The sequence below is a fragment of the Roseomonas chloroacetimidivorans genome (genome assembly GCF_049629625.1).
In the GTDB taxonomy this organism is placed as follows: Bacteria; Pseudomonadota; Alphaproteobacteria; order Acetobacterales; family Acetobacteraceae; genus Roseomonas; species Roseomonas chloroacetimidivorans.
In genome coordinates this window covers 1-11508 of the sequence record NZ_JBNBZS010000124.1, presented here as the reverse complement: position 1 = coordinate 11508, position 11508 = coordinate 1, and the positions used below count along the sequence as shown (strand labels likewise).

The 11508-nt window shown below is 66.4% G+C and carries 12 protein-coding genes and 2 pseudogenes; 7 read left to right on the top strand and 7 right to left on the bottom strand.

Going from position 1 to position 11508, the window contains the following annotated elements:
• The coding region (locus ACO1BU_RS33680; protein ID WP_424139643.1) for a transposase domain-containing protein at window positions 1–266 on the top strand (266 nt) is incomplete at its 5' end.
• A gap of 62 nt (window positions 267–328) precedes the next feature.
• On the opposite strand, the gene ACO1BU_RS33675 is transcribed toward ACO1BU_RS33680, so the two are convergent.
• The 3 genes from ACO1BU_RS33675 to ACO1BU_RS33665 form a co-directional block, all read right to left on the bottom strand.
• On the bottom strand, window positions 329–649 hold the full coding sequence (locus ACO1BU_RS33675; protein ID WP_424140293.1) for an IS110 family transposase: 321 nt from the start codon (window positions 647–649) through the stop codon (window positions 329–331).
• 94 nt (window positions 650–743) lie between these two features.
• Complete coding sequence (locus tag ACO1BU_RS33670; protein WP_424140292.1) at window positions 744–1121, bottom strand: hypothetical protein; 378 nt, start codon at window positions 1119–1121, stop codon at window positions 744–746.
• A gap of 155 nt (window positions 1122–1276) precedes the next feature.
• On the bottom strand, window positions 1277–1777 hold the full coding sequence (locus ACO1BU_RS33665; RefSeq protein ID WP_424140291.1) for a MarR family winged helix-turn-helix transcriptional regulator: 501 nt from the start codon (window positions 1775–1777) through the stop codon (window positions 1277–1279).
• Window positions 1778–1909: 132 nt separating this feature from the next.
• On the opposite strand from ACO1BU_RS33665, the gene ACO1BU_RS33660 reads away from it, so the two are divergent.
• The gene (locus tag ACO1BU_RS33660; protein WP_424140290.1) at window positions 1910–2983 is read left to right on the top strand and encodes a cupin domain-containing protein; all 1074 of its coding nucleotides are present in this window, start codon (window positions 1910–1912) and stop codon (window positions 2981–2983) included.
• Window positions 2984–3015: 32 nt separating this feature from the next.
• Here the strand turns inward: ACO1BU_RS33660 and ACO1BU_RS33655 are convergent, their stop codons facing one another.
• Window positions 3016–3858 (bottom strand): fumarylacetoacetate hydrolase family protein, encoded by an 843-nt coding sequence (locus ACO1BU_RS33655; protein WP_424140289.1) that lies wholly within the window; start codon window positions 3856–3858, stop codon window positions 3016–3018.
• A gap of 37 nt (window positions 3859–3895) precedes the next feature.
• Here ACO1BU_RS33655 and ACO1BU_RS33650 point away from each other — a divergent pair, with 37 nt between their 5' ends.
• Complete coding sequence (locus tag ACO1BU_RS33650) at window positions 3896–5212, top strand: FAD-dependent monooxygenase (protein ID WP_424140288.1); 1317 nt, start codon at window positions 3896–3898, stop codon at window positions 5210–5212.
• Between the two features lie 192 nt (window positions 5213–5404).
• The gene (locus ACO1BU_RS33645) at window positions 5405–6604 is read left to right on the top strand and encodes an ABC transporter substrate-binding protein (protein ID WP_424140287.1); all 1200 of its coding nucleotides are present in this window, start codon (window positions 5405–5407) and stop codon (window positions 6602–6604) included.
• Between the two features lie 206 nt (window positions 6605–6810).
• Here ACO1BU_RS33645 and ACO1BU_RS33640 read toward each other — a convergent pair.
• The 3 genes and pseudogenes from ACO1BU_RS33640 to ACO1BU_RS37785 all read right to left on the bottom strand — a co-directional run.
• Window positions 6811–7280, bottom strand: a pseudogene (locus ACO1BU_RS33640) (IS6 family transposase); the annotation flags it as partial.
• Between the two features lie 15 nt (window positions 7281–7295).
• Window positions 7296–8222 carry a transposase gene (locus ACO1BU_RS37790; RefSeq protein ID WP_481133257.1) on the bottom strand — a complete coding sequence of 309 codons (927 nt, stop codon included), beginning with the start codon at window positions 8220–8222 and terminating at the stop codon, window positions 7296–7298.
• Window positions 8223–8665: 443 nt separating this feature from the next.
• Window positions 8666–8857 (bottom strand): annotated as a pseudogene (locus tag ACO1BU_RS37785) (transposase); the annotation flags it as partial.
• Window positions 8858–9433: 576 nt separating this feature from the next.
• On the opposite strand from ACO1BU_RS37785, the gene ACO1BU_RS33630 reads away from it, so the two are divergent.
• From ACO1BU_RS33630 to ACO1BU_RS33620, 3 genes are all read left to right on the top strand, one after another.
• A complete protein-coding gene (locus tag ACO1BU_RS33630) occupies window positions 9434–10225 on the top strand; it encodes an ABC transporter ATP-binding protein (RefSeq protein WP_424140286.1) in 792 nt (263 codons plus the stop codon).
• Window positions 10226–10265: 40 nt separating this feature from the next.
• Window positions 10266–10958 (top strand): ABC transporter ATP-binding protein, encoded by a 693-nt coding sequence (locus ACO1BU_RS33625; protein ID WP_424140294.1) that lies wholly within the window; start codon window positions 10266–10268, stop codon window positions 10956–10958.
• An 83-nt stretch (window positions 10959–11041) separates the two neighbouring features.
• Window positions 11042–11508: ABC transporter substrate-binding protein (locus ACO1BU_RS33620; RefSeq protein ID WP_424139494.1), on the top strand; the 467-nt coding region annotated here is incomplete at its 3' end.

The window sequence follows — 11508 nt, the reverse complement described above, 5'->3', positions numbered from 1 at the left end:
CAATCGACAACAATTTTGCCGAGCGGCAGCTGAGAGGGATCGCTGTCACGCGGAAGAATTTTCTATTTGTCGGTAGCGACGCCGGCGGGCAGCGGGCTGCGATCATATACACCATCGCGGAGACCGCCAAGCTAAACGGCTTGGATCCAGAAGCCTACATCACCACCGTGCTCGACCGCCTCGCAAGCGGCCACCCCGTCAACCGCATCGACGAGCTGCTGCCCTGGAACTTCAGGCCAAGCCGTCAACCCGCGTCGCAAGGCTGACGCTTACCTCTCAACGCAAGACACACCAAGAGATGTGGGTAATTGAAAGTGAGGGCTGACGCTTACCGCATCAGCTCCGCGATGCCCCGGGCATCATTGCGGTCATTCTTGTTCCGGAAGCCCGCCTGCAGGGCGGCCGCCGCATGCCGGGCATCGATACACACAGCGGGATGTCCAAGCGTGCGCAGTTCCAGGCAGAGCCAGGAGGAGGTCCCTCCGGACTCCAGGCCGATGTGCTCGCAGCCGAGCTCATTCTCCTGGAGAAAGCGGCTGATCACCTCCGGATCCGTCGCCAGCTTGGTCTCCCTGACTACCCGGCCATCACCGTCCACGACACAGAGCGCGGTCTGCTTCAGAGACACGTCCAGTCCGCAATAGAGCATGGCACCGTCCTCCAGAGCTGGGGCATGAGGCTGGCAGGCGATCGCCAGCCCTCCAAGACCAGACACCCCGCTCCGCCCAAACAAGGGCCAGCGGCTACACCAGGCCGGGATACCCCATCTCGTCAACGTGCCAGGAGCGGCTGGCGGAGCCGCCCTTTCCTTGCCGGCGCTGCCGAAGGCCGCGGGTCAGTATCGGTGCGATCTTGGCCTCCCAGTCCCAAACCGCCTCATGTCTGAATACAATGCCGCAGATGAGGAACATCTCCGCCAAGTCCCGCAGGGTGAGGCGGTAGCGCAGGCGCCAAAGCACCACGAGCGCGATGACGTCGCTCGGATACTGCGCCCTGTTCAGCACCCCCGAGCTGCGCTCGTTGAACCCTCGGTCGCAAGCGCGGCACCGGAAGCGCCGGTAGCCCTGGGCCGTACGGTCCCGCCGCTCAGTCACCGCCGAACCGCAGTCCACGTACTCCATCCCAGGCTCCCAACTGCCCCTCAACCCGTCAGGAGCCTATCCACGCCTGCCCCACCTCGCCAATCCGGGCATCCCTGGCGCGAGTTCTGACAGATCCCACCAGGCTAGGCCGTGCTGTCGGGTGTCCCTTCGGAGCCCGTTCCACCGACGAGCGATCACGCGTCGTCGTCGTGCCCGCGGCGCCGGAACTCGTCCATGCCGACGAGCTTGGCGACAAGCCGCATGAAGGTGGCGCGCTCGGGCCGGGTCAGGGGCGAGAGCAGCCGCTCGCCGATGCGCGCGCGCACGGCGCAGACCGCTGCGATCACCTCCTCACCGCGAGGGGTCACGTGGAGGCGCTTGATCCGCCGGTCCAGGGTGTCGACCTCTCGCGTTAGGAAGCCGCGGGCCTCCAGCCGTGCGACGATGTTGCCGACGGTGGCGCGGTCGATGCAGATCAGCTCGCTGAGGCGGGTGGCGTCGATGGACGGGACGTCGCTGATGGCGACGAGCATCGAGAACTGGACCGGCGTCACGTCCAGCTCCGCCGTCTCCTCCCGGAACAGGGCCCAGGCCATCTGGTTGGCCCGTCTGATCAGGTGCCCGGGCTGCTCGTAGACGAACCGGTCAAGGCGTTCCTCCCTCCGGGCCTCCTTCTCCCCTCGCGCACTCGCCATCCGCCTCCAAACACCCCCAGCCAATCACATGGGGGTGATAATGGACTTCCGGACGGGGAGGCAAGCGATAAGCCTCTACACGATCATATTGTATGCATTCATATAATTCGACACCCAGGTAAGGAGCCGCCGATGGATGCCACCCAGACACCGGCCTTGTCGAACGAGCTGCGCGTCCAGCGCGAGGAGTTCTATCGTGACCTGAACACGCACCATTCCGAGGCACTCTGGAACGCGCTCGGCGCCATCGCTCAGAACGAGCCGCGCGTCGCCAGCATCCCCTACATCTGGCGATGGCGGGAGATGCGGCCAAAGGTGCTGCGCTCGGGCGACCTCGTCACGGCGCAGGAGGCCGAGCGGCGGGTGCTAATGCTCATTAATCCATCTTACGAGGCGAAGACTCTTCGCACGGTCGGCTGCATCTATGCCGGGATCCAGATGGTGTTGCCAGGCGAGGTCGCCGATGCGCACCGGCACACGCCGTCGGCCCAGCGTTTCATGATCGAGGGCTCCGATGCCTACACCACGGTCAACGGCGAACGGACGATGATGAGAAAGGGCGACTACGTCACGACGCCGCGGCTCGCCTGGCACGATCACGGCAACATGTCCGACAGGCCGGTCATCTGGCTCGACGGCCTGGACATCCCGTTCGTAAACATCCTCGACGCCAACTTCTTCGAGGACTACCCGTCGCCGGAGCCGCAGCCCGTGCTGCGCCAGGACGAGGACTCGGTCTATCGCTGGAGCCGCAACCTGCGTCCGACCTGGGAGGAGCCGCAGGCCGATCACACGCCCCTGCTGAACTATCGCTGGACCACCACACGCGACACCCTGCACCGGCTGCGCGACGACGCCGGATCTCCGTATGACGGCATCCTGCTGGAGTACAGCAACCCGCTGAACGGCCGGTCCACGCTCGCCACGATGTCCGCCTACCTCCAGCTCCTCCGAAAGGGGGAGCACACGAAGGCGCACCGCCACACCTCCAGCACCATCTACCACGTGGCCGAAGGCGGCGGGTACAGCATCATCGGCGGGCAGCATTTCGCGTGGGAGGAGGGCGACACCTTCACCGTGCCGTCCTGGGTTCCCCACGAGCACGCGAGCGAGGGGGGCGAGGCGGTCCTGTTCTCCTACTCCGACCGACCGATCCTCGCCGCCTTCGGCCTCCTGCGCGAGGCGGGTTGCGAGAGGGCGTCGTAGGCCGCGCCGGCCCGCCCGATCCGACGAGTCGGTCAGAACGAGGCGCCGGGCGGCAATGCCGCTGCCCGCACGGCGACCGTCATCGTTCCGACGTGCTGGACCGTGGCGGCGATTGTGTCGCCGGGCTGCACCGGACCGACGCCGTCCGGCGTGCCGGTGAGGATCACGTCGCCGGGGTGCAAGGTGTAGAAGGCCGACGCGAAGGCGATCAGCTCGGCCACGCTCAGCACGAGATCGCGCGTGTTCGCGGACTGGCGGGTCTCGCCGCCGATCATCAGGGAGAGGTCCCAATCGACCGGCGGCGGGCAGGTATCGGCCGTGACCATCCAGGGCCCGAGCACCGTGAAGCTGTCCACCGACTTGCGAAGGCTACGCTCCTCCGATCCCCGCGCGGTCATATCCAAACCGATGCAGTAGCCAGCGACGTAATCCAGGGCGCGCTCGACGGGAACGCGGTCCGCCTCCGTTCCGATAATGGCGGCCACCTCGACCTCGTGGTCGTTCCGGCGCTCCGGGAGGCGGATGGCGACCCCTTCGGACGGGCCGACGACCGAACTCGTCGCCTTGAGGAACAGGCCGATCTTGCGGATCTCCTCGATTTTCGTGTTGTGGTGCACGCCGGCGTCGGCGCGGGCCTCTTCCAGGTGCTTGAGGTAGTTCACCGGCGCCGCGACGATCTTGCCAGGGTTCGCGACCGGGCTCAGCAGCCGTACCTCGTCGAGCCGCCGCCGCGGCGCGTCCGCCGCGCGCGCCTCCATCAGCGGTCGCAGGCGCGGCAGGTGCGTGATCAGCGGATCGGTCCGCGGCAGCGGGTAGCGGACCGCCGGCAGGTGTTCAATCACCTCTGTGACGTCGCGGATCTCGTCTCCGTCCACGATCCCGACGCGCTCGTCATTAAATCGGCAGATCCGCATGGAAAGTTCCTTCGCCAGCTTGTCTTGCGCGGCCCGGAGCGAGATAGTATGTATTCAGTCAGATTGCAAATCCAGTCGGACGGGGTGCATGGCGCAGTCAGGGAAGCCGGTCGTGGTGGGGGGAGGGGGCCTCGGTGGGATGTCCGCAGCCCTGGGCCTCGGGCGGAGTGGCATCCCCTGCATCCTGCTCGAGCAGGCCGATACGATCGGAGCGATCGGCTATGGAATTCAGCTCGGCCCCAACGTGTTCTGGGCCTTGCAGGCCCTCGGCGTCGCCAAGGCCGTGCTCGCCAAGGCGCACGTGCCGCCTGCTATCCTCGCCCTCGACGCCAGGGACGGTTCGGAGATTCTGCGGATTCCGACTGGGGATGAGTTCCACTCGCGCTTTGTTCATCCCTACGTCGTCATTCACCGCGTGGACCTGCACGAGATCCTCGTCGAGGCCTGCCGCCAGCTCCCGAATGTCGAGCTGCGGACCGGCGTCGCCGCCGAGGCGGTGTCGCAGGACGGCGACGGCGTTCGGGTGCTGACGAGCGGGGGGATGGTCGAGGCGCAAGCCTTCGTTGCAGCGGACGGGATCCACTCGCGCTTCCGCCCACAGGTCGTTTCGAGGAATGCGGCACCACAGCCCTCCGGCTTCGCCGCCCACCGCACGACAGTGCCGCGCTCTTCACTCGCGCCACACCTGTTCCACCGAGAGGTAATCCTCTGGGCGGGCGACGGGTTCCACATTGTTGCCTATCCGTTGCGGGGCGAGACGTTGTACAACGTCGTCGCGGTGTTCCGTACTGCGACCTTTGCCGAGCGCAAGAATGCCGATGCTTATCGGCAGGAGGTGCAGCACACGTATCGTGACGCGCATCCCGACATGAAGGCGCTGCTGGCGCTGATGGATCTCGAGCGCAGGTGGCCCATCTCGGACCAAGTCCCGACCCGTCAGTGGACCCGGGGCCGCGTCGCGCTGCTTGGCGATTCCGCGCACGCCACCCTGCAATCCCTCGCGCAGGGCGCCGGCATGGCCATCGAGGACGCGGTCTGCCTCACCAACTGCCTGGTCGGCGATCCGGACGTGGAGGCCGCGCTCCAGCGCTACGCGCGGCTGCGGCACCTCCGCACGGCGCGAGTGCAACTCGAATCCCGCCAGCTCTGGGAGATGTACCATTGCGGCGGGATTGCCGCGGACGTGCGCCGCGACACCTTCGCCCATCGTTCAGCGCGGGAATATTACGATTGCCTCGCTTGGCTCTACGACAACCCTGCCGCTGCAATGGCCATGCCGGACGAGGTTGGCGTCCAGCAACGGGAGACGGCGTGATGGTAGGCGCGGACGCGCCGCTGCGCGCGGGCCTGCCGGGCCCGCCGGGGTAGGCGGCGGGGAGCGAGTCCCTGCCGGATGGTCCGTGCCGGCGAGCGCACCTGTCAGCTCGCCGGTGCGGCCGCGCGTCCGCACCTTGCGCGGAGATTCGGACCACCGCGCCAACATGACTAGGAAGGAAAGGGAGAAACGATGTTCAGGACCCTGCTGGCCGCGGGTGTCGCGGCGATCCTTGGGGCGACCGCCGCCTCGGCCCAGATCAGCGGCGACGTCGTCCGCATCGGCGTGTTGAATGACGGGACCGGCCTCTTCCAGGACACGAATGGCCCCGGCTCCGTTGTCGCCGCCGGGCTGGCGGTCGAGGATTTCGCGCGCACCAACCCGGGCCTCCACGTCGAGGTGATCCAGGCCGACCACCAGAACCGCCCCGACGTCGGCTCCACCGTCGCCCGCCGCTGGCTGGACGTGGACGGCGTGGACATGATCGTGGACGTGCCGAACTCCGCCGTCGGCCTCGCCGTGAACACCATCGCGCGCGACACGCGCATGACCTTCATCGCTTCCGCGACCGTCACCTCCGATCTCACGGGCTCCGCCTGCTCGCCCAACACGGTGCAGTGGGTGACGGACTCCTACGCCATCGGGCGCGCCGCCGCCCGCGCCATGATGAGCCGCGGCGGCAAGAACTGGTACTTCCTCACGGTGGACTACGCGCTCGGCCACGCCATCCAGCGCGACGCCTCCGAGTTCATCGAGGCAAATGGCGGCCGCGTCCTCGGTGCCTCCCGACATCCGCTCGGCATCAGCGACTTCTCCTCCTTCCTCCAGCGCGCGAGGGCCTCGCGGCCCGACGTCATCGGCATCGCGAACGCCTCGCCCGAGGCCGGGAACGCCCTGAAGCAGGCGGCCGAGTTCGGGGTTAACCGCAGCGTCCAGATGGTCGCCTTCCTCATGTTCGTGAACGACGTCCACGCGATCGGCCTCCCCGTCGCGCAGGGCCTCACGCTGGTCGAGGCGTTCTACTGGGACATGGACGACCGCACCCGCGCCTTCTCCGCCCGGTTTCTGGAACGGATGGGCCGTCCGCCGAGCGCGAACCAGGCCGGCGTCTACTCCTCGACGCTGGCCTACCTCAACGCCGTCGCGCGGGCCGGCACGGACGATGCGCACCGGGTCGTCCCGGAGATGAAGCGCGTCCCGGTGGACGATCCCCTCTTCGGTCCCACCACGATCCGCGCGGACGGCCGCGCCGTCCATGCCATGCACCTGTTCCAGGTCAAGACGCCCGAGGAGTCCCGAGCCCCGTGGGACTACTACCGCCTCGTCCAGACCATCCCCGGCGATCAGGCCTTCCGCCCGATAAACGAGGGGAACTGCCCGCTGGTCCGCTAGGAATTCCCGGCTCACCGATTCGGGCGATCCGGTTCGGCGGCAACGTCGTCCGGGCGGGAGGAGGGTCCTCGGCCCAAGGAGCGGCGGCGCGCCCATGGGCACGGAGGATCCCGCATCCTCTCAAGGAACCGTCCCCGGGTCGGCACAGTCAACTTGTTGGCCGTGAGGACAACCGGAAGCCTGCAGGACGGAGAGTGAGCTTGGCTTCAGACCGCGGCGGCGCTGCCGCTGAGCTCTGCCCATGTCTTGAACGCACGCGCCCTTGCGGCACGGTGCTGGGCGGCCTGTACGTGGTCACGGCGGAGGTGAAAGAGGTTGTTGATCCCATCATGGGCAGAGAGGAAACACTGTGCCTGTCCTGGTGACTTGAACCGCTTCATCTGCCGCTCTCGTCGTTGCGTCGGCTGGTGCGAGTTCTCCGCCCTGTTGTTCAGGCCCTTGTGCTGGCGGTGCTCAACGGAGGGCATCACCTCCTTCTTGCGGCGCCATAGCTTGCGAGCTTGTCAGTGATCATCACCCGCGGCACGCGCCGGTGCCGCTTCAGCAATTTACGGAATAGCCGCTTGGCCGCTTGCTTGTCGCGCCGGCTTTGCACGAGGACGTCCAAGACGATCCCGGTCTGGTCTACAGCCCGCCAGAGCCAGTACGTCACCCCGGCGATCTTCAGGACGACCTGATACTGTCGGCGAATTCATGCGGCGTGAGCCAATGCTGCGAACCGCGTCACGCGCGTCTTGGCTCGTGGTACGCCATCAAGCCACCGCACGACACGCGACACATTGATTGCAGCCGCCGTGCAGACTTCCTGTAAGCCTGTCTTCGCCAAGCCGATGTAGCGGCTCTGGCGCATACCGAAGGCGCGTATGCCTTGCGAGAGCGTGCCTTCCACTCCGGCCCGCTTGTTGTAACGCTCAAGCCAGGCGGGATCTTCCGCCCGTGCCCTTGCCGCGCACAGCGCCTCGTATTCCTCACGCTGGTGGAACTGCATAACCCGGCGCGCGGTCTTCGCCGATGCGCAAGCCGAGCGTGCGGCACAGGCACCACAGTCCGAGCGGCTAAACTGGACCTGAATGCGCGGGCTGCCATCCGGCAAGCGCAAGGTGCGCCAATAGACTGATGTCTTGCCTTGCGGGCAGGTCACCTGCTGCCGATCCCAATCAATCCTGAAATGCGGCAAGCTGTAGCCTTGCCCATCGCGCATCTGTCGGCTCGACACTCCCCGGACTGGTCCCTCAAGAGAAAGACCATGGTCCCGCTGGCTGCTGACCAGCAGCCCTGCGTCCACATAGCCAGAATCAACGAAGTGCTCCGCAGGGGGCAGGCCCTTGGCTGCGAGGCGATCGTGAATGCCGGCCGTGCTCGTCATGTCGGGCCGCATCGACGGGCACGTCGCCACATCGGTGATCACCTGCGCCATGTCGTCGTCGCACGTCTCCGTCACGTGCACTTTGTACCCGGTCCAGTGGAGCTGCCGCTTCATGCTGAAGTGCGCCTCTGGGTCATATGGTGACTGGACCCGCTCGGCCACCGGCGGCAGCTCTGTCGTGGAACGCCAGCGCAGCCGCCCGGCCTCGCGGGCATAGTGCACGCGCCATACGTCGCGCAGCGTCTGGACCATGGGCACTGCGCAGGCCGCGGCCGGTGCGCCTGGCCCATCCAGGGCAGCCAGGAGGAGGAAGCCGTCCTCCCCGACCAACAGGGCGAAGGCCTCACGCTTGTCCTGACCCTTGGGAAGGCGGTACTCCTCGGTGCGGCGCCCATACCGCTCGAACCAGGCCGGGGGCGAGATCGTGCGCAACCAATCCGGCACGACGGCAGCAAGGTCGTCGAGGGTGCGCGAAGCGTCTCGGCCACGAGCTCCAAGAGGTTCAGGTCGTGCACAGCAGCCAGCACGTGTGTGCTGTCGGTGCGCTGCTTGCCGCGAGCCTTGACCAGACCACGATGTTTGAACCGCTCGAGCATCTTGTCGAGCAGAAGGTGCTCTGCCCGGCCCGCCACCAGGCGGGCGCGGAAATCGCTCAGAACACTGAAGTGGAACCCCGGATCGGTCAGTTCGAGCCCAAGGGCGTACTTCCAGTCGATGCGGGCCCGCACGGCATCGGCCGCCTGCCGGTCACTGAGCTGCTCGAGAAACTGCAATACAGTCACCAAGGCCAGTCGCCATGGCGCGAGGCCGGGCTGACCCCGACTGGAATACAGTGCGCGGAAGTCCGCGTCCTCGAAAAGTCCGGCGAACTCCTCTCGAAACCGCATCACCAAGGTGCCCCTGGGAAATGCGGCCTTGGCAACGCGTGCCGTCTCGGTCGGGATCTCGCCTATGGGCATCGGGTGCAAGCACATTGGAAAGACTTGTGGGAGCCGCCTTGACCGGGCAACCGGTCCAGACCTCAAAATTCCGCCCGTTCTGATGACCTCGTATCGTCCCCAGACGTTGCGAGGTCAGGTGGTATCGGTCCCGGATTAACCGACAGTATCACGACCTCGTCCAGGTGCCACTTGTCACCACCACATGGAAGGCGGTCCCTATCCGAGGAGGGTCCGGAGCTAGGGATAGCGATCAGGCGCCTTCTGATTCTACCCAGGCCAGGTCAGCGCGGTAACTCCGACACGCTGCTAGCGTTGAAACTAACAGGTAAAGAAATCACCGATTTTACGGGATGTTCTGTATCGGAACCCGGTGCCTGGGGGTCGTGGGTTCGAATCCCGCCGCTCCGACCACTTCCTCCCCTCCTTCTTCTTTGTTCCGCAAGCCGCTTGCGTGGGCCCATTTGGCCCGGCATGGTTCCCGCCGAGCCGCGAAGACGGCGTTAAGGGAATGGGGCGGACTGGGTGCAGGATTACATCCTTGAGACATCAGGGCTGACCAAGGAGTTCCGCGGCTTCGTCGCGGTCTCGGACGTGAATCTGCGCATCCGGCGCGGCACGATCCACGGACTGATCGGTCCGAACGGGGCGGGCAAGACAACCTGCTTCAATCTGCTAACCAAGTTCATGCAGCCCTCCCGCGGTACCATCCGCTACGAGGGGGGCGACATCACCCGCATACGGCCGGCCGAGGTGGCGCGGCTGGGCCTGATTCGCTCCTTCCAGATCTCGGCCGTCTTCCCGCATTTAAGCGTACTGGAGAATGTGCGCGTGGCGCTGCAGCGGGAGCGGGGCGGCAGCTTTGACTTCTGGCGCAGCGACGCGGTGCTGCGCCGCTATGACGACCGCGCGATGGAGTTGCTGGCCGATGTGGGGCTGACCGCCTATGCGGCACTGCCCGCAGGCACGCTGCCCTATGGCCGCAAGCGCGCGCTGGAAATCGCGACCACGCTTGCGCTCGATCCCACGCTGATGCTGCTGGACGAGCCCACGGCCGGCATGACGCATGAGGATGTGGACCGGATCGTCGCCCTGGTGCGCCGCGTGGCCCAGGGCCGGACGGTGCTCATGGTCGAGCACAACCTGAAGGTGGTGGAAGGCCTCTGCGATGCCATCACCGTCCTCACCCGTGGGCGCGTGCTGGCCGAAGGACCTTACGCCGAGGTTTCTCGCAACCCGGAGGTGATCGCGGCCTATCTGGGCAGCGATCCCGCTGTCTCAGGTGCCAGCCAGGACGGGATGACCGCGCATGCCTGACGCCCTGCCGCCGGCGATGCCCGAGACCGCCACGGACACCATGCTCGCCATTCGCGACCTCCAGGCCTGGTATGGCGAGAGCCATGTCCTGCACGGCGTCTCGCTCGACATCCGCAAGGGGGAGGTGGTCACGCTTCTCGGCCGCAACGGAGCCGGCAAGACGACCACGCTGCGCGCCATCATGGGGCTCACCGGCCGGCGCAGCGGCTCCGTGATGTTTGAGGGGCGCGAGACGATCGGGATGAGCCCCGACCAGATCGGTCGTGCCGGCATTGGCTACTGCCCCGAGGAGCGCGGCATCTTCGCCAGCCTGAACGTCACCGAGAACCTGATGCTGCCGCCAAAGGTGCGGGAGGGCGGGCTGGACATTCCAACCATCCACGCGCTCTTCCCCAATCTGAAGGAGCGGGCGAACAGCCAGGGAACCAAGCTTTCGGGCGGGGAGCAGCAGATGCTCGCCATCGCCCGCATCCTGCGGACTGGTGCGCCGCTGCTGCTGCTGGACGAACCGACGGAGGGGCTCGCGCCCGTGATCGTGCAGCAGATCGGCCGCATGATCCGTGAGATCAAGGCGCGCGGCTTCACCGTGCTGCTGGTCGAGCAGAACTTCCGCTTCGCGCAGACCGTTGCCGACCGCCACTACGTTATGGAGCACGGCCGGGTGGTGGACAGCGTCACCAATCAGGAGATGGCGAGCAGCCTCGACAGGCTGCTCAGCTATCTCGGCGTATAGACGCGCGATTTCCTGCGGGCCTCCGGCCCGATGGCTTCGCGCGAGCCGAAGAACAACGAACTGGGAGAGACACAGGAATGACCATGGACCGTCGTACCCTGCTGGGTGGCGCTGCCGCCCTTCCGGCCCTGAGCGCATTGCCTTGGCGCAGCGCCCGGGCACAGGCGAACAACACGCTCAAGATCGGCGTGCTTACCGACATGTCCGGCACCTATCGCGATGGCAGCGGCCCGGGTTCCGTCGCCTGCGTGCGGCAGGCGGTGCAGGACAGCGGTGTCACCGGCCGCGGCATCAATGTCGAGGTGCTGCAGGGCGACCACCAGAACAAGCCGGATGTCGCCTCCACCGTCGCCCGTCAGTGGATCGACCGGGACGGCGTGGACGTGATCATCGACGTCGCCACCTCCTCCTGCGCGCTGGCCGTGAACAGCGTCGTGAAGGAGAAGAACGGCATCATGCTCAACTCCACGGGCGCCACGGCGGATCTGACGGGACCCGCCTGCAACCCGAACACCATCCACTGGACCTATGATACCTGGATGCTCGCCAA

Excerpts from the sequence above, each read along its gene's own strand:
- ACO1BU_RS33675 (WP_424140293.1), bottom strand. The coding sequence starts at position 649 with ATGCTCTATTGCGGACTGGACGTGTCTCTGAAGCAGACCGCGCTCTGT.
- ACO1BU_RS33670 (WP_424140292.1), bottom strand. The coding sequence starts at position 1,121 with ATGGAGTACGTGGACTGCGGTTCGGCGGTGACTGAGCGGCGGGACCGT.
- ACO1BU_RS33665 (WP_424140291.1), bottom strand. The coding sequence starts at position 1,777 with ATGGCGAGTGCGCGAGGGGAGAAGGAGGCCCGGAGGGAGGAACGCCTT.
- ACO1BU_RS33660 (WP_424140290.1), top strand. The coding sequence starts at position 1,910 with ATGGATGCCACCCAGACACCGGCCTTGTCGAACGAGCTGCGCGTCCAG.
- ACO1BU_RS33650 (WP_424140288.1), top strand. The coding sequence starts at position 3,896 with ATGGAAAGTTCCTTCGCCAGCTTGTCTTGCGCGGCCCGGAGCGAGATA.
- ACO1BU_RS33645 (WP_424140287.1), top strand. The coding sequence starts at position 5,405 with ATGTTCAGGACCCTGCTGGCCGCGGGTGTCGCGGCGATCCTTGGGGCG.
- ACO1BU_RS37790 (WP_481133257.1), bottom strand. The coding sequence starts at position 8,222 with ATGGTCCAGACGCTGCGCGACGTATGGCGCGTGCACTATGCCCGCGAG.
- ACO1BU_RS33625 (WP_424140294.1), top strand. The coding sequence starts at position 10,266 with ATGCTCGCCATTCGCGACCTCCAGGCCTGGTATGGCGAGAGCCATGTC.